We start from the raw sequence: 25428 nt of genomic DNA on the forward strand, positions 1-25428 counted from the left end.
TGCCAGTTTGACTTCAATCCCAAGCCCTCGGGGCGGCGGCTGCGGCATCTCGGGCGCGGCGTTGCTCCAGCGTGCAGGGCGAGGTGGCTATCGCGAGGCGGAACTGGCCCGGATGGACTGACCTGCCATCGTCGAACTGCAGCGAATACTTGCCGCTCGTTGATAGCGTGGATCAGTGAACCGGGTCCGGCTATAAGCCGCGGCCGAGGCGTCTGGCGCTTCCTCAAGGGTGTCGTTCGGTCCAGGTTTCAGCGGCACGCCCGTGCCTGATCGCGCAACACGGCATAATCGCCCAGCATCCGCGCAATCACAGAGCCCTCTGGCGTCGCCGTAACCTCCACTGCCGCTCGCTCCTGTTCAGCATGGCTGTACTCTACCACCGGCGGACAAGGTCCCGCCGCCTCAGAACCGCCCATCGCGCAGGCGGTGAGCCAGAGCATCCCGATCAGCAGGGCGGTTGGCCGCGGCGTCAAGCATTTGCCGATTGATCGCATCGTTTCTCTCCCGTGTCTCAAGTTGCTCAAAAGCACGCCCGGCGCGCTCGCCTGCGCGGCGAAGGTTAAAGGTGAACAGGGCGACGGTGAGTGTCGCGAGCGCGACTCCCACCAGGCGTCGCGTTGCTGGCCGGGCGAGGCGCGCGGCCAAAATCTCGGCACCCATCAGCGCCGCCCCCGCTTCCAGTCATCGAGCCGCGCCCAGACCGCGACCGCGATGCCGCCGAGAGCCACCGCGATGAACACCCAGCGGAGCGTATCGAGATACGGGACCAGCGGCAGGATTGCGGTCTGAGTTTCGGCCAAGACGCTTTGCGCAACCTCGACCCCCGCTGCGCCCAGCGTCGCGACGCCTGCCGCGCCACCGCCTTTCATCGTGCGGCTGTCGACCAGTGCCTCGCGAGCGAGCGGGGTTTCCGCCGCGAACGCCGTCGCCCGGACCGGGAACCGCTCGCCCCATTGCCGTGCCGGGCCGAGGTCGACATGGATGAACCCCGAGCGCGGATAGAAGCCGAAGCCGAGGAACCCCACCTCGCGCGCCGCAGCCTCGAAGGCTGCCGGGTTGTGGTTTGACATGGCGATGTCGAAGGCAGCGCCGTCGAGGTGTTTCGAGCGGGTCGCGCCGCCGACGGCGCTGTTGTGTTCAGGGCTGCGATAAGCGGACCGGACAATGAGCGGCTTGCCCAGCCGGTCGCGCAGCGCCTGCAGCTTGTCGAGCGCCGGCTCGTTGATCAGCAGCTTACCGGTGCCCCTGCAGGCGATCTCGGCGGGGGAGAAGTTCGGCCAGCGCCAGGCGCTCTCCGGCACGTCGCGCCAGTGGCGGTGGAAGGTAGTAGTCATGGGGGTCCTCCGAAAACGAAAAACCCGCCTCGAAGGCGGGTCATTGCGGGCTGATGAATGGGGATAGGGAGCGGCTACGGGCTACCGCCGAAGATCTTGAGCTTGATCGCGATCCCGGCCAGCAGCGCCAGCATGACGGCGGTGGTGATCATGCGGACGGCGGTCTGCATGGCGGTGCGGCGCACCAGGCGGATGCAGTCCACCAGCGAGCGCAGATCGCGGATGTCGAGCGCGGCCTCGTCGCCGTCGAGGCCGACATCGGCGAGAGCGCGCTTCGCGCCTTCCTCTGCCGCCCGCGTCAGGATCGCCTCGAGCTCGGCGTCGGGCATGCGGACGTAGCCCTCGGATCGGGGTGGGTTCATCAGGGTCCTCCTTCCGCCGCTCAGCCGATCTTGCAGCCCCAGAAGGACGTGTGATCGGCGGCGAACTAACCGTCCGCTACCAGGAAATACCTCTGCAGCTCGACGGTATCGCCCGCCGTCAGCGGGACCATGGTCTGATGCCAGATCGCGGTGGCGAGCGAGACGTGGGTGGCGGAGATTTCACCAAGGGAGCCGCGGATTTCGGTCGTGCCGTTCAGGACGAGCTGCCCGCAAATTCAGGCAGTCGTGCTGGCGTTGACCTTGTAGAGCAGCGTTGCGCCGAAGAGGTAGGTGCCGTCGACCGGGCGCCACGAAATGGTTGTTCGCGGCGTCGAAGGCCCCCTGAGCGTTATGGTCAGTGTTGTTGAGGCCGATCTTCGTCCAGGTCCCGACGCCGACATAGTTGTCGTAGCTGGTGTACGTCTTGACGCGCGGCAGCCGGGGCTGATCGACGATCCCGTTAGCGTTGTCGACGCTGAGCCAGTCGAAAAGGTGCTGACGTCGGCCGAGCCACTCAGCTGATCCTCCCCAACAGATTACGGACGTTCGACACATGCCACTTCCCGCCTCGTCTGGTTCGCATGCCTCGAGCGTTCAACTCGTCGGCAAGGGCCCGCAGGGACGTGTGACCGGCCTGTTGAATGGCGCGTACGATGGGGGACAGCGCCATGGCGAAGTCATTTGCATTGCCCGCCACAGTGACCCTCAGCGCTTCTCCGCCCTTGGCCGCCCGCCTGAGCGCCGCGGCCCCGTTCGGGTTGCCAAGCTTGACCCCGCGCGCCTTGGCCGCCGCCAGCGCTTCCTTGGTGCGCCGCGAGATCGCTTCGCGCTCCTGCTCCGCCACCAGCGCCATGATCCCGACCGTCAGGTTGTTGGCCTCCGGCATGTCGCAGGCGACGAACCGGACGCCACTGTCGCGGAGGGTGAGCAGCAAGGCGGCGTTGCGGCTCAGACGGTCGAGTTTGGCGATGACCAGCGTTGCGCCGGTGAGACGGGCCAGGTGGAGCGCCTTCTCCAGTTCGGGCCGGTCGTTCTTCCGTCCGCTTTCGACTTCGGTAAAGCGGCTCAGGATCAAAGCCCCCTGCCCTGACGCATAATCGTCGATCGCCTTTCGCTGCGCCTCGAGCCCCAGGCCCGACCTGCCCTGCCTGGCCGTCGAGACCCGCTCGTAGGCAATGAGCCGGAGGATCGGGGCAGTATCGTTGACCATGTACACACCTGCCTGACGTTGGTTGCGCAGGTGTGTACATCGCTCCGATGCCGCCGATCTCGTAGTCGTTTCTGCTCTCAGAGGCGCTCGCAATCCGCATCGAGCGTCAGCCCGGCCGGCTTGTCCTCGACAGGTTTGCCGTCCTTGTCCCGCAGCGTGCCGTCAGGCCCCCGCCAGACCAGTTCGATCCGGTTCAAGGTCGCCGTGCCATCTTCCGCCATCACATCGGACAGGCGCGTCCGGGAGGTCGGCGTGATCCCGAGCTCCGCCATGTAGCGCCCCATCAGCTCGAGCTGCTTGTTGGCGATCGCGATCCAGGGCGACTGCTGAACGTAGCCCGAAGGTGTCTTGATCAGCCTGGGGGTCTCTCGTTGTTTGCGGACCGCCTCGGCCCAGAGACTGTAGGATTGGCAATAGGCGGCGAAGGCAGCGCGGTCCGCCACGGTGAGGATGCCCGCCTCGTGGAGCGTGCGCGCGAGCCGACGCCACTCCTTGCGCGCATCCGCGTCGAGGTGGTCCGGACAGCGCGGCACGCCACCCTCCTTGAGCCGCGGCGACATCGACGGCTTGAGCTTTGGCCCGCGTCTCATGTCGTGCGGTCCGGCGCCTCGACGCCGATCCTCTGTTTGCGCTCTGCAATCTGGTCGAGCAACTTCGCCAGCGCGTCCGTGGCCTGGCCCTTGTGCGTTACGCTCGTCTCGCCGGAATGCTCGATGCCGGACGTCTCCTGCCAGCCCGCCTGTGTCTTGAGATAGAAGATCGACGAGGTGGTGCAGCCGGCACGGGCCTTCTGGAGCAGACCGTGGGCCACGTGCGCGATGGCCTTCGCCTTGCCCCTTTTGTAGTGCGCAAGAACTTCCGGGTCGCGCTCACAGATGGCACGGAAGGTATTGCGGGCGATGCCGAAGTAATCGGCGATCTGCTCCTGGTTCAGCAAGGCGGCGAGCGTCTCGACCTCGGAGCGCTGATGATCGTCGAGGGTGATCGGCGGCCGCCCCATCTCACGCTCCCTTTGCCGTGCAGCGGTCGAACAGGCGCCGCAGCGCGTAGCTGCGCACCAGCGATACCGCCGTGAAGGCGAGGCCCGTCAGCACCATTTGCCGGTGTTGAGCTTCAATGCCGACCAGGGGGAACACGGCGAACTGCGTCGCAAGCGCGACGCCGTAGCCGATCACGACGTTCGCGATCGCCTCAACGAGAGACATCCGGCGCTGCTGGCTCATGCCACCGCCTCCCCGCGTCGCCCGATCGCGGTCTCGGTGAACGTCGCTCCTCCGGACAGTACAGCATCCTGACCGGTGAAGGCCTGCCACCGCATCACGGCGACATCGACATAGGCCGGGTCCAGTTCCATAGCATAGCAGACCCTGCCAGCCGTCGCCGCCGCGATGAGGCTGCTGCCCGACCCGGAGAACGGTTCGTAGACCGCCTGCCCCGGGCTCGAGTTGTTCAACATCGGCCGGCGCATGCACTCCACCGGCTTCTGCGTGCCGTGAACGGTGACGGCATCCTGGTCCCGGTTCGGGATGGTCCACAACGTGGATTGCTTGCGGTCGCCGGACCAGTGCCCTTTGCCGCGGACAGCATACCAGGCCGGTTCGTGCTGCCAGTGATAATGGCCGCGGCTCAGGACGTGTCGGTCCTTGGCCCAGATGATCTGGCTGCGGATATCGAAGCCGGTGGCCACAAGACTGTCCGCCACGGTGGTCGCATGCAGCGCGCCATGCCAGACGTAGGCGACATCGCCGGGGAACAACGCCCAGGCCTCACGCCAGTCGGCGCGGTCATCATTGGCGACTTTGCCTGTGCGCTTGGTCTTCGATGCGCCGGTCTCGTTCCGCCAGGCCGGATCGTAGTTCACGCCGTAGGGCGGGTCGGTCACCATGAGATGCGGCGTGACGCCATCGAGCAACCGATCGACGTCAGTCTTGCTGGTGGCATCCCCGCAGAGCAGCCGGTGCTGGCCCAACATCCAGAGATCGCCCGGTCGGCTGACAGGATTGGTCGGCGGGTCCGGCGTTACCTCCTCGCCATCCTGAGCCTGTCCACTCGCCAGCAGCGCATCCAGCTCCGCCCCGTCGAAGCCGAGACTGCCAAGGTCCACGCCGAGGTCTCCGAGGTCAGCGAGTTCGAGGCCGAGCAACTCCCGGTCCCATCCCGCCTGCTCCGCCAGACGGTTGTCGGCCAGGATGTAGGCCCGCTTCTGCGCCTCCGTCAGATGCGCCAGTTCGATCACCGGGACGCTCGGGAGCCCCAGCTTCCGCGCGGCCAGCACGCGGCCATGCCCTGCGATGATGCCGCTGTCGCCATCGACCAGCACCGGGTTGTTGAACCCGAACTCCCGGATCGACCCGGCGATCAGCGCGACCTGCGCCTCGCTGTGCGTGCGGGCGTTGTTGGCATAAGGAACCAGGTCCGCGACCGGCCGATGTTCGATCGACTGGGCTCCGATCGGCCCGCCTACCCGCTCTGCCAGTGCCTGCGCCATACCCCCGCTCCGGTAACTCTCGGCTGTTTGCCTGCCTCTCTCGGAGATCATATCATGGCGCCTAAACCCCTGTCACCGTGACGAAAAACGACAATGAACGACATGAGAAGACAAGGCGGAAGAAAATGGAGTTGAAAGCGCAGAGCTCCAAAACGTCAATAATGATGACCTTATTCGGACTTCCACCCAGAAAGCGGACCGAGCGCAACTTCGATTTCGGCGCGCGCTACACCGACATCCCGATCGAGCCAAAGAGCCGTCTGCCAAGATCGCCCCCGGCCGGATCTCCGGTAGGCTGCCGATTTAAGCGACATTCCCCTATATATGTTATAAGGAATTTGTCGCTTAAATCCTGCTCTTTCGAACGCCTTTTGAGCCTGCTTCTCGTTGTCGAAGAGGTGCGGATGCAGAGCTACTGCATCGGCTGGGCTGTCCACGGCAACGCCAGCGAGCAGCATGCGCTGCACGATGTCCGGCTTCACGCTGTCCCAGTTTACGACGCTGTCATGGACGAGCGGCAGCGCCACGTCGGCCAAGACGTGCACCTCCAGCGGATCTGCTTCCGTCCTATTGACCCCGCGGCCTCGACCGATGTCTTGGATCAACTCGTCGTCACAGATCGCAGCGCGGACGATCTCGGCGACCTCATCGTCATGCCTCAGGACCCGGACGGCCCGGCTGGACCCGTCGCGCATCCGTACCGCACTGGTCTGCCAGCGGTACTCTCCGTCGGCCACGAGGTCGAAGAGTGCGGCACAGGGCGCAGGCAACTGACTGTCCCTGGGCAAAGGCCGGCCGATGATGAAGATGCCCCGGACGTCCCTGAAGCCGTCGAGCCCTGCCAGCGCGTTGAAGTGCCCGGTGACCACGCCCGGGATGTCCGAAAAGGCGTCCTCGATCGCCTTGTAGGTCACGACCAGGATCGTCCCGGGTGCCAGCCGGCGGGTATGCCAGCGAACCTGATCGACGCAATCGGAGAGGTTGCGGCCACGTCGAGCGTTCTCGTCGGGCGCCGCTCGATCGTCGGGCACGATGGCCGACTTGCCGAACCGGCCGGTCACGAGATGCAGGCTCATGTGCGGCGCAGCGGCCTCGATGATCCTCGTCTTGAGTCCTGGCAAAAGTCGCGTGGCGATGTCGTCGCGCAACGTGGCGTCGAGGTGCAAGACCGGCTTGTCGACAAGATCGTCGTCGATCGCAACAGCACCGATCATCTTGATGCTGTGGCTCTCGCCGTCCAGCTCAACGCGCAACTGTGCAGACGCCTCTCCGCCGCTGTCGAGAAGGTTCGCCGCCAGTTGCCAAGCCCGCGCGAGGGACCGCAGCCGTTCGTTACGGGCTGCGGCAGCAAACGCAGCGCCGCGCGCTGCCCCTGTCAGGCACGGGATCAATCCCGGATCGGACATCATCGACAATTCCATCCGGATTGCCTCGATGCAATCCCGCGACGAAAGACCCGCCTCGACAAGGCAGTCATGACGCACCGGTCCAGTTCCGCTGAGACCCAAGGCTCGCTGCAGCTTTTGACGCAGTGCAAGATGATCGGCCCGTCGAATAGCAGCCCGGCGCTTCTCCATCCCCACTCCAAGACGAGGGAGAAGGTCGATCGTCAGTGCCTCGACATTCAGGGAGGTCGTGGTCCGAACGGCCCGAGCCCAGCAGCCCTCGTCCACGATGATTGCAGCGATCGTGGACGCATCCACCGCAAAGCCCGTATAGAGCGCATCGTAGGGGGCCACGACCACGTCCGCTGCCCGGACCTCGTCGCGGTTGCTCTGCTTGAGCCAGTCGTGGAAATGGCTGCAGGTCAAACCGCCCTGCCCTGCGCAGACCGTGGTCTGCGGATCGGCGCCCGCATTCAGGGCCGCCCGCATGGCTTCGGTGTCCCGGCACATCGGCGCTTTCAGCACCGGGTGCATGCGTTCGTGCCCTCGCAGGACGGCCGCTCTCAGGCCAAGCTCGCGCCAGGCCTCCGCGGTCTCTTCAGCCAGTGCGTGGGACGGCGCAAAGACGAGGAACCGATGGGGTAAACCGAGCGCTTCGAGTTTGCCACGCAGTTCCATGAACTGCCGCCGCGCAATGGTGCTCTTCCCAAGCCCGGTCGTGGCCCGGAGGCCGATCGGGACCGGCTCGACCGGGCTCTCTGCAGAATGATGATCGAGAACTGTCCTGCAGAATGCGGCGATCTCGGTCTCGAGCGTGGCCCGCGCCTGGTCGGCGCTCAACGAGGGTGCGACGTAGTCCGCCTCGATACTCGCCGATTGCCGCGGCGGCAGGACCCCCCGCGCCTGAAGCCGCAGTTTCTCGCAGACCTTCTTGAGAGCATCTCCAAAGGACCACGCGCGTCCTCCATCCTGGCGCGGCCGTGACAGGTCGGTGGAGGCCAGGAAGCGCTCCCAGACCGTTTCGGCAATCCGATCTGGCCCAAGATCGTCGTCACGGTCGAGGGCGTCGTGGACAGCGTGGTAGGCAATTCGCGAGAGCCAATCGTCCCGGCCATCGACGACCTTGCCCGCCCCGTCTCGAACGATGCCGCTGGCTCGAGCGCCACCGGATCGGCCGGTCTTGCGACCGCTGCCCGACCGTGCCCCCGGTCGCGACATCTCGGGAATGAACGCCCGGGCCTCTGCGACGAAGGCGGTCATTCCGTCCTGGTCGACACCTGGCAGCTCGTCGAGCGGGACATCGAGCGGTGTCTCACCGAGCGGCCAGCCATACGGCCTGCCGGTGCCGGGGTGCTGACCGAACGCCACGAATTGCTGTCCGGCGCCGAGGACCTCGAGCGGCTTCACGTCGATCTTCGGAAACGGCTGCTCCGTACGGTAGAGCAGCAGTCGCTTTGGCCATTGCCCGACACGGATGAGCGTGGTGCCGAGGCGCTCAAAGGCCAGAGTCTGCGCCTGGTGCGCAAGATCGGGGTCGAGGATGTCGATGTCCAACCCGACGAGTGTGCCGGTGCGGAGCCCTATTCCGCAGGCAGGATAATCCCGGGCCCATTGCTCCACCCGGGCCGCATCTATTGTCACCTGCGACCAGCGCGAGACTGCCGGCGCCTTCTGACCGCGTCGGATCGGAAGTGGCTCGTAGCCTTGCTCCAGGAGTGCCGGCGCATGGGTCTCGAACCAGCGCATGCCAAGCGGGCCGCCACTGGCAGCCTGCCCGGTTTTCCCCATGTTCGGCGGATCGGAGCGGCCTCCGTCCACCGCGCTCTCCTAGCCCGGCTCGCGCTGGCGACGCTCATACGCCAGCACCTCGTCACGCGGGTAGAGGATGCGCCCGCCAATCCGCAGCCAGCGCGGCCCGAATCCCTCGGCCCGCCAGCGCTGCAAGGTTCGCGTCGTCACGCGCCAGTGCTCCGAGAGTTCCCGTTCGGTCAGGCGAGGTGGGAGTTCAGCCTGATCTGGCGACGTCATGACCAGCTCCCCAGAAAGTCGCGGAGGGTATCGCGCTCCGCCTCCTCGATGTCCTTCAGGCGTTCGAGCTCAGCAAGCGGCAGGCGGCGCTCGATTGCCTCCCTCACAAGCGCGCGCAGGTCGTCCGGCGGGATCGCATCCAGCTCCGCTGCAATGTCATGCGGCCAGCGCCGGTCGGCCGGGGACTTTCGTTTGGGCGGACGGGTGGGCAGCGAGAGGTCCCTGACCTGTCCGAGGTTGAGCCCGAGATGTTCGAACGCGACCTCGACATCCATCTCCTCGGCGAACCGTTCGACCTTGCTCTGGAGCGACCGACATGCGTCCTGGCCGGCTCGGTCGAAGTCGTAGAGCGCGAGGATCACGAGCCGCTGACCGGTGCCCCGCTGCATTTCGACCGCCTCGTAGGCAAATGTCTCGGACGTGAAGCCGACCGTGCACATGAGGGGCACGTCGTACTCGGCGGTCACCGGATATATGACGCCGGCAAGCGCGGACTTCTCCAGCCAGACCTCCACCGTCTCGTGCTGATCGGCCCAGAGGCTCTTGCGATAGAGGCGCACGGTGTCGGACAGCGCCTCCTCCCAGCCATCGAAAGTCCGGGGCTTGCGCATGTAGCGCGTCGCGTCCGAGATCGCGCTGTAGGGCATGCGCCCGGCCTGGCGCAGCTTCAGCACCTGCGACTGGACCTTCCGGTATCCGTTCTCGGTCTTCTCGATCCCCGGAAGCGCGGCGACCTCGGCCTGGTAATAGAGGCCGCGAACCGTCACCGGTGCATGCGCGGTGGCGTAGCTCACGAGAAACGCCTCGCGCTCGGCCATCTCGGCCTTCGTCGCCCGGCTTTTTATCGTGCTGGCACCATAAACAGGATCGGCGGCGCTCATGACGACGCTCCCGATCGGGCCGCTGGCCTGCGGAACACCATGTAGAGCGCCTGACCGTCATCCGTGCGCCCGCCGTCCTCGACCAGGTAGGTTCGTCCATCCTCGAGCAGCATGCCGAAATCCCAGGCCCCGAAGAGCCCGGGAAGTCGCTCGAAATCGTCCTCGATGATCCGGATATCCATTGATCCGTTCCCGCAGCAACGCGTGCCCGCTGCACGCTCAAATGGGAAAAGCCGGAGGGAGGTCGGGATTGGGACATCTCACTCGGACATCCTTTTGAGCCGGACGAGCGCGCGCTGGCAGCGCTTGCGGATCGCGTCGTGGCTGACACCGAGATGGTCGGCCACCTCCTTCTGGCTGTAGCCGGCCAGGTGGACCGCTGCGAGCAGCGCCCCGTCCTTGCCATGGCTCGCGATCATCGCATCGATCACGACGTCCGCGCTGACCTCGTCGTCTGAAATCAGATCGGGCACGACGTCGAGATCCACGGCAGACCGTGTTCGGCCGCTGTCGTCCGACCAGTCACGCCGGATGTCCCGCTCGACGTTCCGGAGCAATGTCGCCGCGACCCTGCGAACACCCCCGGGGTCAGCGTTGCGAATGGCGATTGCCAGGCGCCCGACCAGGTCCGCGTCGATCACGTCGTCGCGTGCAAAGCGAAGAAGGCGGCTTCGGATGGCGGTCAATCCCGGCCAGAGCGCGAGGATCATGATCTCCGTCGCGACGGTGCCGTCGCCGGCGTCGAAAACCGCGCGACGCAGTAGGTCCCGCAGTACGTCGTTCTTCTCGTCGGGCGGGGCGTCGCTGCCGTGAAGCCAGCCGAGAAGATGACCCGGGTCGCGGAACCCGTCGAGCGGGCCGCCTTCCTGGGCCAGCTTGTGGAAATTGACGATGTTGGAGTGCCGGGTCACGGACCGGGCGAGCTGCGCGTGGAGCGCGGACCAGTTTGAGGACACGAGATGCCTGGGCTATGGCCGGGCATCTCGCGCCTCTCATCGGGCCTTGGTTCGGGCGTCGTGCGCCTCTGCAGATTGTCGGTGGTCTTGGTGGCGTCAGGCCGCCGCGGCAGCCCGGGCCCGGTTCAGCGGGTGGCGTCAGGCCGCCGCGGCGGCAGCGCGAACCCGGTTCAGCGTTCCGCACCCCTTGCAGGTCGCGGACGCCGGCAGGCTCGCCATGTATTCGTGACGCCGCTCGAACCTGATATGGACATCATGTCCGTGGATTCGGCCCAGCAGCCGGCCGCAGCAGTTGCAAAGCCAGTCGTCGCCACGGGGGCGCTGGACCCGCCGCGTCACCGGGACGCCCTGGTTCGTGTAGGTGTGCTCGTTTCGTGCCATGTCGGTTTCCTTCCGTTAGGTCGGAACCTTGGAGCACACCGTTTGTCAGAGGGTCTCAGCAGGCACTTAAGACGAATGTCAGATTAGCTGGCCAGAGGACAGCAGAGCCGCCAATGCCGCGAGGCATGGGATTTCTCAAGGTAGACGTTGTTGATCGACCTCCACAACGCAGCCGGGAACGCATTTTGCGGCGACCTTGAACTCGTCCCGTCCATCAGGTCACGGGTGGGAACATCTGGTCGTCCGGCATTTGCCGCATCAACGAGGCGTCCGAAGATCATAATCTGGTTGAAGGCGGAGAGCGGCAATGGCGGAAGTCCCGGGACGATCACCGTCGCGGAATAAGCTGTGTGACGAATGACTTGGGCCTTTTGCCCCCCGCCAAGCAATGTGCGGTTCGCCCGGAACTCGCGATCTATGATGTCCAAGGTCAGCCGGGTCTCCCCTTCGCCGTCCATCAGCCGATCGAGATGCAGAACGACATTCGGGCCGAGATAAGGCGTCTCGATCTTCGAGGACGTCAGTACGATACCCGGACCAGCCGTGTGTCGGGCTCGGAGCTCGATGTCGACCGTGGTTCGCGGTTTGTCCGTTGAAATGCCGTGCGCAAAGTAGATCGGGTGGAGTTCGTCATCGATGCCCCGGTACCCAAGAAGAAGGAGGTTCTTGTTCTGGGATGCCCGGTCCCTCCTGATCAGCGCTTCATCCACGGACCTGATGATGTCCTCGATCAGCAGGCCGCGGTCGATCCGGTACATCGTGAAGTCCTCGCCCGACACATCGCCGGCGTCCTCGCCGAAACTGCCTTCCAGGCGCACGTGTCCCGGCTTCATGCTGGCGCCGACCTCATGCTCGACATCCTCGATGACGACGATCGACTGCCGAGACTTGCGCTCGAGGATTGCAGCCTCCTTCAATCGCTCGAGGTCGAGGCCGAGAGTTCCGAGGGTAGCATGGCTGATGAGCTCTTCGGGGTATTCCAGCAGGTCCAGCAGTGCCTCGGATTGCCGCCTCACCTCGACGGGTTCCAGTTGCCGGAATCCCTTCTGGATGCCCCAGAACTCCAGCAGGCGCCGCCCGAGATCGCGTTCTTCAGGATCATGTTTGGACCGCACGTTGGAGCGATTGCCTTCGGTGACAATCAGGTTGAGCGATCGATCGGATCGGTCACCATGCAATCGGTATTCCACTGCGATGACGACCCGGCTGAATTGCTTGTGCCGGGCAAATATGTTGCCGTGACCAAGGAAGCGCTCGGCCACGCGCTCGATATCGTCATCGACGCCGACTTTCAGTGACAGGCTTCGGCTCCAGTTTCCCAGCCGAAGATTGACTTCCGTGACGGCGGCGCGACGAACGTCGACCCCGTCCAAGTCCGGCGCAGGCAGGGTGAGCGAAGTCTGGAAGCGGCTGAGGTCATAGTTCTTCCAGGTCAGAGGCTTTTTCGAGAGGTCCTGACCGAGAACGACCTCGGCGAACGTCTCTGCCGTAGTCAGTCGGACGGCCCGGTGATCGGAGCAGATTTCGATCTGCCGCGTTTGCGGCGTGAAGATCATGATCGCCTCTTCAGAGGGACGAAAGAAGCGAGGCTCGCGTCGACCGGACTCGGTGTGGTGGTAAACATTGGAGAGCGGTCCACCAGTCCGCGCGATCAGCAGAACCGACGGGAAATGATCGCGTACCTCTGGAAGGTCCGCGACGGATACAGAGACCTTGGTCCGGAGCGACAACCGCTCTTGCAGGGCTCGAGCAAGCCGCTCCGTGTCCACCGCGTCGCAATCGATGCTCTGAACGGCATCGAGATCGACCTCGAACGCAGAATAGAACCGTCCGTGATCGCGATGACGTCGCGCTCTGTCGAACCCTTCGGCGTCTCGGAACAGTTCGGGATGAGAGGCAAAGACCCATAGGCTCCGAGCCAGCGGCCCGGGCGGCGCGTCTTCGAACACCAAGATCGCCTCGTGATGGAGGCGTTGCTCCACGATGGTCCGGAGCGAATGCTGGCTCTTCTCTCCCGCAAGACCGCGGAGGCGTTTGCACGTCTGATCAATATGTTTCAGCAGATCGGGCGCCAGGTTCTCGATCCACGAGACCAGGCGTGTCTCGGGCTCCTCTCCGCCGGCATTCGCTTGCAGCTCCTCTGGCGGATCTAGTCTTGGCAATTCCGGGTGATCAGTACGCGCGAATAGCGAAATGACCGCGGCACTCGGCACTTCGGAGAGAACCGCTTGGATATCCTCACTCAGGGTTTCTTTTTTTCGTGTCATTGTGTCCGCCACCAATTGAGTGCGTTCACACAGGTTCTCGCCCAAAACTGATTCCGCCAAGTCCGAAAAATCGGACTATTCTCGCTTCGGCCATGTCCCAGTTCATGTCGCCAGGCGGCTTTGGGCTTGTATGAGAAACCCACTCCCACCCCACCACCTTCGGCCTCTCGAACGCCGCTCCGAGCTTTGCCGGCTGCTGGCCCTCGGGCTCGTTCGGCTCCATGCGCGGAACCGGCAACTCTCTGCGGAAAATGGAGAATTTTCGCTACACTCTCCGCCCAACCAGAGCGGTGATGCAACTCCAACCAATCGGAGAGACGCATGACCGATCCCATCCCCGCGCGACTGGCCGCCCTCAAGACCACGCCGACGCCCGACCTGAAGCAGCAGTGGCGCGACCTGTTCGACAGCGAGCCGCCGCCCTTCAATCGCCGCTATCTGGAGAGCCGCCTCGCCTACCGCATCCAGGAACTGGCCTACGGCGGCCTGAAACCCGAGACGATCCGGCGGTTGGAGCGGCTGGGTGAGGACCTGGACGGTGGGGATCGCCACAAACGCTACATCCGTACGGATCGGATGCCCATCGCCGGGACGCGGTTGATCCGGGAGTGGCAGGGCGTGGAACATGTCGTCACCGTCACGAAGGACGGCTTCGAGTGGCAGGGGCGCCCTTATAAATCGCTGTCCGCCATTGCGCGCGGCATTACCGGCACGCGCTGGAATGGCTGGGTGTTCTTCGGCCTCAAGAACCAGAGGGGCCGGACATGACCGAGGTCAAGATCAAGCGCCGCTGCGCCATCTACACCCGCAAGTCCTCCGAGGAAGGGCTGGATCAGGAGTTCAACTCGCTGCACGCCCAACGCGAGGCCTGCGAGGCATACATTGCCAGCCAGCGCTCGGAGGGCTGGGTGCTGGTTCGCGATCAGTATGACGACGGCGGAGTCTCCGGCGGCACGCTGGAGCGCCCCGGCCTGCAGCGCCTGCTGGAGGACATCGAGGATGGGCTGGTCGACGTCGTGGTGGTCTACAAGATCGACCGCCTCAGCCGCTCGCTCGCCGACTTCGCCAAGCTGGTCGAGGTGTTCGACCGCAACGGCGTGACCTTCGTCTCCGTCACGCAATCCTTCAACACCACCACCTCGATGGGGCGGCTGACGCTGAACATCCTGCTCAGCTTCGCCCAGTTCGAGCGGGAGGTCACGGCTGAGCGCATCCGCGACAAGGTCGCCGCCAGTCGGAAGAAGGGCATGTGGATGGGCGGGGTGCCGCCCTACGGCTATCGGGTCAAGAACCGGAAGCTGGTGATCAGTGACGAAGCCGCCGAGCACGTCCGCTGGATCTTCGCCCGCTTCCTCGAAATCGGCTCCGGCACGGAATTGGCGCGCGAGGTTACCAAGCGCGGCATCCGGACGCCACGGGGCAACCAGATCGACAAGAAGTACCTCTACCGGATGCTGAACAACCGAGCCTACATCGGCGAGGCGGTCCACAAGGGCGACAGCTACCCCGGCGAGCACGACGCGATCATCGACCGCGAGACGTGGGACCGCGTCCACGCCATCCTGCAGGAGAGCCCCCGCAAGCGCGCCGCCCGCACACGCGCCGAGACGCCCGCGGTGCTGAAGGGGCTGCTGTTCGGACCCGACGGCGCGGCCTTCTCGCCGACGCACACCCGCAAGGGCGGGAAACTCTATCGCTACTATGTCAGCCAGACGGTGCTGAAGCACGGGGCGGGAGCTTGTCCGGTCGGGCGAGTTCCAGCGGGTGAGATCGAGGCCGCCGTGGTCGACCAGCTCCGTACCGTGTTCCGCCAGCCTGAGATCGTGGCAGGGACGTGGAAGGCGGCCCGGGCGCATCACGGTGATATCGCCGAGACAGACGCGCGCGCGGCGTTGCAGCAACTCGACCCGCTGTGGGTCGAGCTCTTCCCCGCCGAGCAGGCGCGCATTGTCACGCTGCTGGTCGAGCGCGTCGATATCGGCACGAACGGGCTCAACTTCCGGCTCCGGATGGACGGCCTCGGAGGGCTCGCGCGCGAGATGCTGTCTGGCAGCTTCGGAGCAGCGTCATGACCCGCGCGACGGCGGTCCCCGAGACGGTCACAATCCACGTGCCATTCCGCATCGTGAAGCGCGGCGGGCGCAAGGAGATGCAGGTGCCCACCGACACCCGCGCTCATCATCATCCCGACGATGCCTTGATCAAGGCGCTGGCGCGCGCCTTCCGATGGAAGCGCATGCTGGAGTCGGGTGAGTTCGCCACCATCGCCGAACTGGCCGAAAGGGAGGGCATCGCGCCCTCCTACATGACCCGGGTCCTGCGTCTGACGCTGCTTTCGCCCGACATCGTCGAGGCGATCCTGGACGGGAAGCAGGGGCCGGAGGTGACGTTGGCGCGGGTGTTGGAGCCGCTCTCGCTAGAATGGGCGGCGCAGGGTTCGTTGCTTCGACAGGCTGAATTGCCTCCGAACCACTCTGCGGCGAGGTACATTCCGGGGGATTGACCCGCCGTGCGATATAGCATACATAACAAACATGACACAATCACACGCCATTGCCGCCACGCTGCGCGCCATCCGCGCCGAGCTCGACCTTACGCAGGAGCAGCTCGCTGAGCGGCTCGGCGTATCTTTCGCCACGGTCAACCGCTGGGAAGGCGGCGCCAACCTGCCCCAGAAGGCCGCTCGCGCCACCATTGCCGCTCTCGCTGAAGAGGCTGGGGTGGACATGGCGGAAGCAGGATCCGACGACATCGCCGCCGCCGAAAAGGTGACGCGCCGCCGGGCAGGAACACGTTCGGCCACTCCGTCCACGAAGTCCATGGAGCAGATGCTCTGGGATGCCGCCTGCTCGATACGGGGCGAGAAGGACGCAGCCAAGTTCAAGGACTACCTTCTGCCGCTGCTCTTCCTGAAGCGACTGTCCGACGTGTTCGACGACGAGATCGCGCGCCTTGCGGAGGAGTACGGCGACCGGGATACCGCCCTCGAGATTGCCGAGGATGACCACGAACTCCTCCGGTTCTATCTGCCGCCCGAGGCGAGATGGGCCGTGATCAGCGGTCGGCAGCCCTATGAATGGCCCAACGATGACCAGGGCCGCCCCACCCGCCCGAAGGATATCGGAGAGCACCTGACCAAGGCGGTGCGCGCCGTTGTGCGGCAGAACCCGTCCCTGTCCGGCGTCATCGACGTGGTCGACTTCGCTGCGGAGCGGAACGGCGAGCGAGACATCAATCCGGCCAAGCTGCGCGAGGTGGTCGAGACCTTCTCCGACTCGCGCTACCGGCTGGGCCTTGCCGACGTGCAGCCCGATTTCCTCGGCCGCGCCTACGAGTATCTGCTGCGAAAGTTCGCGGAGGGGTCGGGCCAGAGCGCTGGCGAGTTCTTCACGCCGACCGAGGTCGGCTTCCTGATGGCGCACATAATGCGTCCCCGCCCCGGCGAAGAGTGCCACGACTACGCCTGCGGCTCGGCCGGCTTGCTGGTGAAGCTGCAGCTGGTCGCGCGCGAGCTCGATCCCACCAGCAAGGTGCCCGTCAAGCTCTACGGCCAGGAACTGACCGCCGAGAGCTACGCCGTCGCCCAGATGAACGCGATCATCCACGACATGAGCGTCGAAATGGCGCGCGGCGACACGATGATCAATCCGAAGTTCAAGACGCCGGACAGCAAGATCCGCACTTACGACATCGTCGTCGCCAACCCGATGTGGAACCAGCCGTTCAACCCCGACATCTTTGCCGATGACCCGTTCGACCGGTTCCGGACGCAGGGCGGCGCGACCACGGGCAAGGGTGATTGGGCGTGGCTGCAGCACACCATGGCTTGCCTCGGCGACCGTGGCCGGGCGGCGGTGGTGCTCGACACGGGTGCCGTCACCCGCGGTTCGGGCTCGAAGAACGAGGACAAGGAGCGCAACATCCGGAAATGGTTCGTTGACCGCGATCTGATCGATGGCGTGATCCTGCTACCGGACAACCTGTTCTACAACACCAGCGCCGCAGGCGTGATCGTGGTTCTGTCCAATCGCAAGCCCGCCGCGCGCAAGGACAAGATCGTCCTTTTGAACGCCTCGCGGCGCGTGCAGAAGGGGCGGCCGAAGAATTTTATCTCAGAAGACGATATCCGCCCGCTCGCCGCTGCCTATCTGAAGGGTGAGCCAGTGGAAGGCGAGATCGCGGTCATTACGCGCGAGCAGGCGGCGGAAGCGGACTACAACCTCAGCCCCGGTCGCTGGGTTTCCCAAGCGGACGATATCGCGCAGCGGCCGATCAAGGATATCGTAGCCGAACTGCTAAAGCTGGATGACCAGACCAGGGACATCGACGCGTCGCTCGCGAAGATGCTGGTTCGGCTGTGATCAACGAGGCATGGCCCCTTCGCCCCTTGGGCGAACTGTTCGAGATCCGCGCGGGCAAGACAATGTCAGCGGCTGCCCGCGACGGAGCCGAGAAGACGCCGTTTCTGCGGACATCCAACGTCCTGTGGGACGAGATCGACCTGACCAAGGTCGACGAAATGGCGATCCCTCCGCGCGAACTGAGCGGGAAGCTCCTCCGTCCGGGCGACCTTCTGGTATGCGAGGGAGGCGAGATTGGCCGTGCGGCCATCTGGAACGGTGAGCAGGATGTCATGTCGTTCCAAAACCACCTGCACCGCCTCCGCCCGTTGGCGGACGACGTCGATCCCCGGTTCTACGTCTACTTCCTGCAATGCGGCTTCACCCAACTGGGCATCTTTGAGGGCGCAGGGAACAAGACCACGATCCCGAACCTTTCGCGGAACCGCCTTGCCGCGCTTGACGTGCCGCACCCTGACGTTGACGAGCAACGCTACGTCGTTCGCGCGCTGGCGCGCGTGCGGGACGCGATGAAGCTGCACGATCGCAGCACCGGTCTCGCCCAGGACCTCAAGCGCGCGGCGATGCGGGCGCTGTTCACGAAGGGCCTGCGGGGCGAGGCGCAGAAAGAAACCGAGATTGGTACGGTGCCGGAGAGCTGGGACGTTGTGGAGTTCGCTGAAGTCCGGGAGCGCCTGCAGTACGGTACTTCGACACGGTGCACCTATGATCCTACCGGGTATCCCGTGCTGCGGATCCCCAACATAGAGCCTGGGCGTGTCAATGCGGCCGACATCAAGTTCGGAACGCTCCGCAAGGACGAAGCGAAGCGGTACCTGCTCAAGGACGGCGACCTGATCTTCATCCGCACGAATGGCGTCATTGAACGACTTGGGGCCTGCGCCGTCTTCGCGGGTGAGCCAGAGGGCGCGCTCTTTGCGTCGTACCTGATCCGGGCGCAATTGAAACTGGACCGGGTTGATCCGTATTTCGCCGCCCACTTCTACGGGTCCGAACTCGGCACCAGCATTGTCGCGGGGCGTGCGACGCCCGCCGCAGACGGCAAGTACAATCTCAACACGGGCACAATTGATAGCCTACCACTCCCCTTGCCGCCCACGGTAGTTGAACAGCGCGAGATCGTTGCTGTCCTCGACGCCATCGACCGGAAGGTCGACCTGCACCGCCGCAAGCGCGCCGTGCTGGACGAGCTCTTCAAGGCGCTGCTGCACAAGCTGATGACCGGGGAGATCCGCGTCGCCGACCTCGACCTTTCGGCGCTGACCTCGGATCCCGCCCCCGCCCCGAAACCGACCGCCACGGAGGCCGCATGACCAACAGCATGACTGACGCCCTGTCTCCGCTGGCGAGTCGCATGCCGCGGATCGTCCGCGAACACGAGGTGCTGCGCGTCGCCGGGTGGATGCCGGGCGACGACCCCGCGGGTGTTGCCAACGCCGCCATCGGAGAAGTGCTCAGATGGGCGCAGCGGCGCTGTGGCGGCCAGCTGCCGCCGGAAGCCTGGGAGCGCAAGTCCTTCGACTACCTGTCGGGCGGGCGGAACAGCAACTGCGTGCATCTCCAGTCCGGAACGTCCGACCTCTGGGCCATCCGCGCCGACGACCCGGATAAGACCGTCGCCGAACGGGTCTGGACCACCGAGGTGGTCGTTGGCCTGCTGCCCGACCAACCTGCGAAGTTCAGCGCCCGATTGCTGGTCAGCACGCCCGAAGCCGACCTGCAGATCGATCCGCACACGCCAGGTTTCATCCAGCAGGTCGTCGAGAATTGCAGGCTGATCAGCGGCCGGAAACTTCTCTCCGTCGCGCCGGCGGTCCACGAGACCGAGGCGGACGCCGAAGACCTGATCGACCATCTGATCGATCCATCCAGGCAGTTGCCCATCTTCGTGGTGACCCTTGCCGAAGACGGACAGGCCGATCATCCGACACTCGACACGGCCGCCCTCAGTCGCGCCACGCTCGGTGTCGGGCATGTTGCGCTACTTCACCCCGCGGCGACCTGGCGACTGACCGAACGGTTCGGGAAGTTCAAATCGGTTTTCGGCGGCGCGGCGCGGGTCTATCTGCCGGGCTTTTCCGATGATGCCGATCCCTACATACATCGGCTCGTTCTCGCCAATCAGCTGGACACGGCCGAGGGCGCCGAGCGGGCAACTAGCTGGATGCGGCAGCTGGCCGCGCAGGAAAGCATCCTGCGAACGAAACTCGGCCGCGATGTGCTGCCCTTCGCGGCGATCCGCAACGCCAATCTGCAACTGCGCCAGCAAAATCTGCGGAACGAGGATGCCAGCGCCAGCGACCAGCTCGCTGCCGCCAACGACCGGATTGATGCACTTGAAAAGCAAGTCGCTTCGCTGGCCTCGGAACAAGACTATTACATTGCGGAATACGAGAAGGAGCGGGCGCGCGCTGAACTCTCGGAATCCCAGGCACAGAAATCCGCCTACCGCATTCAGCACCTGACAGACCAGCTGAAGGCGAAGGGCGATGATCCCGATCAGGACATTGCCATTCCTGCAAGCTGGCAGGAACTGCCCGCATGGTGTGATGAACGATTGGCAGGCCGACTGGTTCTGACACCTAACGCACATCGTGGTGCACGGAATCCGGTATTCACAGATGTCGAGACAGCCGCGCGATGCCTGCTGTGGCTGGCGTCGGAATGCAGGGACCAACGCATCAACGGCGGGGGCGGATCGATCAACAACGTGACGATCATGGATGGCATCCAGAACGCTTCCTGTGGCGCGGACACCTACGAGTTCGACTGGAACGGTCGCAGGTTCTCAGCCGACTGGCACATCAAGAACGGTGGAAACACACGCGATCCGATCCGTTGCCTGCGCATCTACTACTGCTTCGACCCGCAGACACAGCAGATCGTGGTGTCCGACATGCCTGCGCACCGCCGGACAGGTGCGACATGAGCGAGATCAGGATCAGCGAAGCGGGCACCGTCCAGTTCCCGATGGTGAACCACGCCGCCGGCATCGGCTGGACGCCGATCGCGCCCGAGGTCGCGAAACAGAAGCGCGGCGGCGAGGCCGGCATGATGCTGCGCGACGAGCTGGAAGCGGCTCTGGCCAGGTTCAATCCGTGGATGACGTCTGACGCCATCCGGCAGGTGATCGAAAAGCTGGAGGCGATCCCGCCCACAATCGAGGGCAATCGCGACATGCTCGCGTGGTTGCGCGGCGAACGGCAATGGTACGATGAGGGCGAAAAACGCCACCGCCACGTCCAGCTCATTGATTTTGGGCGTCCGAGCGAGAACGTCTTTCACGTCACTTGGGAATGGAAACTGAAACCGCCGGCGCGCAACGGCAACCGGGCGGATGTGATGTTCGTGATCAATGGCGTGCCCGTCTGCATCGTCGAGCACAAGAACCCCAAGGACGGCGGCGCCATTGATCGGGGCGTGACGCAGCTGAAGCGTTACGAGAAGGAGACGCCCGAGCTGATCGGCACGCCGCAGCTCTTCAACGTCACGCATCTGCTCGACTATTGGTATGGCGTGACCTGGAACGCCAACCGACGCTACATGGCGCGCTGGAAGCAAAAGCCCGAGGAGACCTACAAGTTCGCGGTTCAGGCATTCTTCGAGCCCACCGACTTCCTGCGCACGCTCCGCGACTGGATCCTGTTCTATGTCGAGGACGGCGAGACGCGGAAATCCATCCTGCGTCAGCACCAGCGTGTTGCTGTCGACAAGATCGTCGAGCGGTGTGAGGACAAGGCCAAGAAGCGTGGGCTCGTCTGGCACACACAGGGCTCCGGCAAGACCTTCACCCTGATTACCGCCGCACGCCTCATCCTTGAGGACAAGGCGCGCTTCCAGAACGCCACCGTTATCCTAGTGGTAGATCGCACCGAGCTCGAAGGCCAGCTCAAGGGCTGGGTCGAGAAGCTGCTCGGCGAGATGCAGAGCCAGGATATCCCGGTCTGGCGGGCCAACTCCAAGACCGAGGTGCAGGATCTCCTCAAGACCGACAAACGCGGCCTGATCATCTCGATGATCCACAAGTTCGAGGGAATCGATAAAGGCGCCAACACCCGGGAGAACATCTACATCTTCATAGACGAGGCACACCGCTCGGTCGCCAAGGACCTCGGCACCTACATGATGGCCGCGGTCCCGAACGCGACCATCATCGGCTTTACCGGCACACCGATCGCCAAGACGGCGCAGGGTGAAGGCACATTCAAGATCTTCGGCACCGAAGACGAGCAGGGCTATCTCGACAAATACTCGATCCGCGAGTCGATCGAGGATGAAACCACGCTCCCCATCCGCCACACCATGGCGCCGAGCGAGATGACTGTGCCGGCCGAACGGCTGGACAAGGAGTTCTTCGAGCTCGCCGCCGCAGAGGGCGTGACCGATATCGACGAACTGAACAAGGTGCTCGACCGCGCCGTTGGCCTCCGCACCTTCCTTACTGCGGACGACCGCGTCGAAAAGGTCGCCGCCTTCGTTGCCGAGCACTTCAGGGAGAAAGTTCATCCGCTCGGTTACAAGGCGTTTCTGGTAGGCGTGAACCGCGAGGCCTGCGCCAAATACAAGCGGGCTCTGGACAAGCTGCTGCCGCCCGAGTGGTCAGAGGCCGTGTACACGGACAATGCAGCGGACGTGGTTGACCGCCCACTGGTGGCCGAGGTTCAGCTATCGCCGGAACGCGAAGCCGATGTGCGGCTGCTGTTCAAAAAGCCGAACGAGGATCCGAAGATCCTGATCGTCACCGACAAGCTGCTGACCGGCTACGACGCGCCACTACTCTACTGCATGTATCTCGACAAGCCGATGCGCGACCATGTGCTGCTGCAGGCCATCGCTCGGGTGAACCGGCCCTATGTCGATGCCAATGGTGTGCAGAAGCGGGTGGGCCTCGTCGTCGATTTCGTGGGCGTGTTACGCGAGCTGAAGAAGGCTCTGCAGTTCGACAGCTCCGATGTCAGCGGCGTGATCGAGGATCTGGACCTCCTGCTCCAGGATTTTCTTGGCAGGATCGAGAAGGCGAAGGGCGCCTATCTCGAGGTCGGGGACGAGGGCAGCGCCGACGAGAAGCTGGAGAAGCTGGTCTATGGTCGGTTTCTCGACCCTGAGCCGCGCAAAGCATTTTTCGAGGCATACAAGGAAATCGAAGCCTTGTGGGAGATCCTGTCGCCGTCGCCGGAACTGCGCGACCACATCACGACTTTCAAGCGCCTCGCGCAACTCTATGCCGCCGTGCGGAATGCTTATGCCGACCGAGTAGGCTACCTCGCCGACCTTGCCTACAAGTCGCGCCGCCTTGTCGAGGAAAGCGCGACGCAGGAAGGGCTCGGCAAGCTCACCAAGACCGTGACCTTCGACGTCAAGACGCTGGAAGGCCTGCGCGGCGAGCCTGGCTCAGATGAGGGCAAGGTATTCAATCTCGTGCGCGGGCTCCAGAAGGAGATCGAGGACGAGGCAGATACAGCGCCGGTTCTGCAGTCGCTGAAGGACCGAGCCGAGCGGATCCTGAAGGATCTGGAGAATCGAAACACCACTGGCCTCGCGGCCATGGACATGCTGGCGGCGCTGGCAAAGGAAAAGGAGGAGGCGATCAAGGCCGCCAAGGATAGCGGGCTCTCCGCGCGAGCGTTCGGTGTCTACTGGAACCTCAAGGACGACGAACCTCTGCGTAACGCCGGCATTTCTGCAATGGAGCTGGCGCGCGACGCGGAGACGGAGATGCATCGTTTCCCGAACGCCAGGGTCAATGACGACGAACGTCGGAAGCTGCGCGCTACCCTCTACCGCCCGCTGCTCGGGCTCGGCAAAGAGGATCGCGGTCGGGTTGTGGATGTGGTCCTAGCGATCCTGCTAGACGGCGATCACGATGCGGAATCCTGAAGACCGACGCGCCTATCTCCGTCACCGCGTCGATTACTGGTGCGAGCGTCTGAGAGCGACCCCGCGCATCGTCCGGATCCAACGCATGACGCGCAAGTGGGGATCATGCTCGACCGGCGGCATCATCACGCTTGCCGAGGACCTCGCCGATCAGGAGACTTGCTTCCAAGACTTCGTGATCGCACACGAGTTGCTGCATCTGCGGATTCCCAATCATGGCAAAGTCTTCAAGGCGCTGATGACTGCGCATGTGCCGCAGTGGCGCGACCACGACAAGCACCGCTTGGCCGGTAATCGGTCAGGGGTTTCTCGATGATCGGGCAGCGCCACGCAAGCTCTACTCGAAGACCGAATGCACTTCCCAAATCGCTTTGGCACCCACACAAAGGTTCGATTTCTGTTCCTTCTCGAAAAGTGTCCCTGAAATCGAAGTGCTCAGCAGGTAGCGGATTAAATTACTCTATTTCAATGGCTTAAAAGAAATTCACCAAAACGGCGCAGTCATCAGGTCGGGAGAATATTGGCACAGAGAGAACGCTTCCGGCCCACCTGGCGGCGGGCTCGGTGCTCAGCCTCTGCCGCATAACCCTCGAAAACAACGAGAAAATCCGGTCGCAGCCGGATAGGGAGAACGCTTTCGCGGGGGCAAGTGGCGGAGGAGGTGGGATTCGAACCCACGGGACGCTCTCACGCCCAACGGTTTTCAAGACCGCCGCAATCGACCACTCTGCCACTCCTCCGGACCCGGGGAGGGTTAGCGGCAGAGTCGCGATTCTGAAAGGTGTGACGCGATGAGGGATGGCCGCCAAAAGAGGGGGCCGGTCAGCGCTGGACTCTTTCAAAACAGCTCTGTTGACGCTATGGTCGCGTCAATCGCGGCATTTGAGCACGTGATCCTGAACGAGCAGCAGGTCCGGACAAACAGGGCCGCGCGGCGCAAAGGCCGCAGCATTGAGGGACATCGAGATGACAGGCACCCGATTTACGGCAACCGGTTTCACCCGCTACGGCCTTGTTCTTGCAGCAGGCCTGACGCTCGTCGGCTGTGGCGAGAACGGTCAGCTGAACATGCCCTTCTTCCCGACGCGCTCGGGCGACAGCCTTGACGGGTCCGCCTCCAGCGGCTCCGTCCAGCTTGTCGAGCGGGACGTCGAGGCGCCGGAAGTGTTCCAGGTGACGGAAGCCGGCCTCTGGGACGGTCGCCCGTCGCTCGGCGGGGTCTGGGTCGCGCATCCGGACGTCGACGAGCCGGAACGTGTCATCATCCGCAACCGCAGCAACGGCCAGTTCGTCATCGGTGCGCTGTTCCGGCGTGAGCGGGACAATCCCGGCCCCGAGCTGCAGATCTCGTCCGACGCCGCCGAGGCTCTCGGCGTGCTGGCGGGCGCTCCGACGGAGCTGAACGTGACCGCGCTGCGCCGCGAGGAAGGTGCCGGTGGCGCGGATGCCGCGACGCTGAGTGCCGCGCCGTCCGGCGCCGAGGGTGCGCTGGACGCGCCGAGCTCGGTCGAGACGATGGCGCTCGACCCGATCGCCAATGCCTCCGCCGCAATCGACGCGGGCGAAGCATCGCAGGCCGGCACGGTCGAAGTCGCCGCGGCACCGCCCGCCCCGGAACCTGCGCCGCCTGCCCCCGCTCCGGCGCCGGCCACGTCGAGCTCGCTCGAGAAACCCTACATCCAGATCGGCATCTTCTCGATCGAGGAGAACGCCGACGGCACCGCCGACCGGATGCGCAACGCCGGCATCGTGCCGACCGTGCTGGCACAGGAAAGCCAGGGCCGCGCCTTCTGGCGCGTGGTCGTCGGACCTGCGCGCGATACCGCCGAACGCGCGGAGCTGCTCGAAAAAGTGAAGGCACAGGGGTTTGCCGACGCGTATGCCGTGACAAACTGAGT

The 25428-nt window shown here is 64.4% G+C and carries 24 protein-coding genes and 1 tRNA gene; 9 read left to right on the top strand and 16 right to left on the bottom strand.

Translation table 11 applies throughout. From position 1 onward, the window contains the following. Window positions 1-402 precede the first annotated feature (402 nt). The 15 genes from I8N54_RS14510 to I8N54_RS14580 all read right to left on the bottom strand — a co-directional run bounded on the left by I8N54_RS14510 (window position 403) and on the right by I8N54_RS14580 (window position 13337). Window positions 403-660 carry a hypothetical protein gene (locus I8N54_RS14510; protein WP_140197358.1) on the bottom strand — a complete coding sequence of 86 codons (258 nt, stop codon included), beginning with the start codon at window positions 658-660 and terminating at the stop codon, window positions 403-405. Next, window positions 660-1334 carry a YcbK family protein gene (locus I8N54_RS14515; protein WP_140197357.1) on the bottom strand — a complete coding sequence of 225 codons (675 nt, stop codon included), beginning with the start codon at window positions 1332-1334 and terminating at the stop codon, window positions 660-662. Before I8N54_RS14515 ends, I8N54_RS14510 begins: the two co-directional genes overlap by 1 nt. 74 nt (window positions 1335-1408) lie before the next feature. Then, on the bottom strand, window positions 1409-1696 hold the full coding sequence (locus I8N54_RS14520; RefSeq protein ID WP_140197356.1) for a DUF6127 family protein: 288 nt from the start codon (window positions 1694-1696) through the stop codon (window positions 1409-1411). Window positions 1697-2210: 514 nt separating this feature from the next. After that, the gene (locus tag I8N54_RS14525) at window positions 2211-2906 is read right to left on the bottom strand and encodes a recombinase family protein (protein ID WP_198571729.1); all 696 of its coding nucleotides are present in this window, start codon (window positions 2904-2906) and stop codon (window positions 2211-2213) included. Window positions 2907-2983: 77 nt separating this feature from the next. Beyond that, window positions 2984-3496 carry a phage terminase small subunit P27 family gene (locus tag I8N54_RS14530; RefSeq protein WP_140197676.1) on the bottom strand — a complete coding sequence of 171 codons (513 nt, stop codon included), beginning with the start codon at window positions 3494-3496 and terminating at the stop codon, window positions 2984-2986. Beyond that, window positions 3493-3906, bottom strand: coding sequence for a hypothetical protein (locus tag I8N54_RS14535; protein WP_140195771.1), 414 nt, complete (start codon window positions 3904-3906; stop codon window positions 3493-3495). The genes I8N54_RS14530 and I8N54_RS14535 overlap by 4 nt, the downstream gene beginning before the upstream one ends. A gap of 1 nt (window position 3907) precedes the next feature. Continuing rightward, the gene (locus I8N54_RS14540; protein ID WP_140195773.1) at window positions 3908-4129 is read right to left on the bottom strand and encodes a DUF7220 family protein; all 222 of its coding nucleotides are present in this window, start codon (window positions 4127-4129) and stop codon (window positions 3908-3910) included. Next, window positions 4126-5394, bottom strand: coding sequence for a site-specific DNA-methyltransferase (locus tag I8N54_RS14545; protein WP_140195774.1), 1269 nt, complete (start codon window positions 5392-5394; stop codon window positions 4126-4128). The genes I8N54_RS14540 and I8N54_RS14545 overlap by 4 nt, the downstream gene beginning before the upstream one ends. A gap of 170 nt (window positions 5395-5564) precedes the next feature. Beyond that, window positions 5565-8525 carry a bifunctional DNA primase/polymerase gene (locus tag I8N54_RS14550; RefSeq protein WP_232790403.1) on the bottom strand — a complete coding sequence of 987 codons (2961 nt, stop codon included), beginning with the start codon at window positions 8523-8525 and terminating at the stop codon, window positions 5565-5567. Between the two features lie 81 nt (window positions 8526-8606). Further along, window positions 8607-8807, bottom strand: coding sequence for a helix-turn-helix domain-containing protein (locus I8N54_RS20300; protein ID WP_140195778.1), 201 nt, complete (start codon window positions 8805-8807; stop codon window positions 8607-8609). Continuing rightward, on the bottom strand, window positions 8804-9688 hold the full coding sequence (locus I8N54_RS14560) for a hypothetical protein (protein ID WP_231592686.1): 885 nt from the start codon (window positions 9686-9688) through the stop codon (window positions 8804-8806). The genes I8N54_RS20300 and I8N54_RS14560 overlap by 4 nt, the downstream gene beginning before the upstream one ends. Further along, window positions 9685-9870: a hypothetical protein gene (locus I8N54_RS14565; RefSeq protein ID WP_140195780.1), complete on the bottom strand. Its 186-nt coding sequence runs from the start codon at window positions 9868-9870 to the stop codon at window positions 9685-9687. Before I8N54_RS14565 ends, I8N54_RS14560 begins: the two co-directional genes overlap by 4 nt. A 78-nt stretch (window positions 9871-9948) precedes the next feature. Continuing rightward, on the bottom strand, window positions 9949-10599 hold the full coding sequence (locus I8N54_RS14570; protein WP_140195782.1) for a sigma factor-like helix-turn-helix DNA-binding protein: 651 nt from the start codon (window positions 10597-10599) through the stop codon (window positions 9949-9951). Between the two features lie 183 nt (window positions 10600-10782). After that, window positions 10783-11025 (bottom strand): hypothetical protein, encoded by a 243-nt coding sequence (locus tag I8N54_RS14575; RefSeq protein WP_140195784.1) that lies wholly within the window; start codon window positions 11023-11025, stop codon window positions 10783-10785. 83 nt (window positions 11026-11108) lie between these two features. Beyond that, entirely contained in the window at window positions 11109-13337 is a 2229-nt protein-coding gene (locus I8N54_RS14580) for a hypothetical protein (protein WP_197097616.1), read from the bottom strand. A 276-nt stretch (window positions 13338-13613) separates the two neighbouring features. On the opposite strand from I8N54_RS14580, the gene I8N54_RS14585 reads away from it, so the two are divergent. Genes I8N54_RS14585 through I8N54_RS14620 form a run of 8 tightly spaced genes read left to right on the top strand, consistent with a single transcriptional unit; the run spans window position 13614 to window position 23846 of the window. Beyond that, entirely contained in the window at window positions 13614-14060 is a 447-nt protein-coding gene (locus tag I8N54_RS14585; RefSeq protein WP_140195790.1) for a DUF2924 domain-containing protein, read from the top strand. Then, window positions 14057-15364: a recombinase family protein gene (locus tag I8N54_RS14590; protein WP_140195792.1), complete on the top strand. Its 1308-nt coding sequence runs from the start codon at window positions 14057-14059 to the stop codon at window positions 15362-15364. The genes I8N54_RS14585 and I8N54_RS14590 overlap by 4 nt, the downstream gene beginning before the upstream one ends. Then, entirely contained in the window at window positions 15361-15795 is a 435-nt protein-coding gene (locus tag I8N54_RS14595) for a hypothetical protein (RefSeq protein ID WP_140195794.1), read from the top strand. The genes I8N54_RS14590 and I8N54_RS14595 overlap by 4 nt, the downstream gene beginning before the upstream one ends. Window positions 15796-15826: 31 nt before the next feature. After that, window positions 15827-17653 carry an N-6 DNA methylase gene (locus I8N54_RS14600; RefSeq protein WP_140195796.1) on the top strand — a complete coding sequence of 609 codons (1827 nt, stop codon included), beginning with the start codon at window positions 15827-15829 and terminating at the stop codon, window positions 17651-17653. After that, window positions 17650-18966 (top strand): restriction endonuclease subunit S, encoded by a 1317-nt coding sequence (locus I8N54_RS14605; protein WP_198571730.1) that lies wholly within the window; start codon window positions 17650-17652, stop codon window positions 18964-18966. The genes I8N54_RS14600 and I8N54_RS14605 overlap by 4 nt, the downstream gene beginning before the upstream one ends. Continuing rightward, window positions 18963-20582: a hypothetical protein gene (locus I8N54_RS14610; RefSeq protein WP_140195798.1), complete on the top strand. Its 1620-nt coding sequence runs from the start codon at window positions 18963-18965 to the stop codon at window positions 20580-20582. The genes I8N54_RS14605 and I8N54_RS14610 overlap by 4 nt, the downstream gene beginning before the upstream one ends. Next, on the top strand, window positions 20579-23530 hold the full coding sequence (locus tag I8N54_RS14615) for a type I restriction endonuclease subunit R (RefSeq protein WP_140195800.1): 2952 nt from the start codon (window positions 20579-20581) through the stop codon (window positions 23528-23530). Before I8N54_RS14610 ends, I8N54_RS14615 begins: the two co-directional genes overlap by 4 nt. After that, the gene (locus tag I8N54_RS14620; protein ID WP_140195802.1) at window positions 23517-23846 is read left to right on the top strand and encodes a M48 metallopeptidase family protein; all 330 of its coding nucleotides are present in this window, start codon (window positions 23517-23519) and stop codon (window positions 23844-23846) included. The genes I8N54_RS14615 and I8N54_RS14620 overlap by 14 nt, the downstream gene beginning before the upstream one ends. 334 nt (window positions 23847-24180) lie before the next feature. Here I8N54_RS14620 and I8N54_RS14625 read toward each other — a convergent pair. After that, a tRNA-Ser gene (locus I8N54_RS14625) sits at window positions 24181-24270 on the bottom strand. A gap of 226 nt (window positions 24271-24496) precedes the next feature. On the opposite strand from I8N54_RS14625, the gene I8N54_RS14630 reads away from it, so the two are divergent. Continuing rightward, window positions 24497-25426 (top strand): SPOR domain-containing protein, encoded by a 930-nt coding sequence (locus I8N54_RS14630; protein ID WP_140195804.1) that lies wholly within the window; start codon window positions 24497-24499, stop codon window positions 25424-25426. Window positions 25427-25428: the final 2 nt, after the last annotated feature.

Origin of the sequence: Pelagovum pacificum (assembly GCF_016134045.1) — a bacterium.
GTDB classification, from domain to species: domain Bacteria; phylum Pseudomonadota; class Alphaproteobacteria; order Rhodobacterales; family Rhodobacteraceae; genus Oceanicola; species Oceanicola pacificus_A.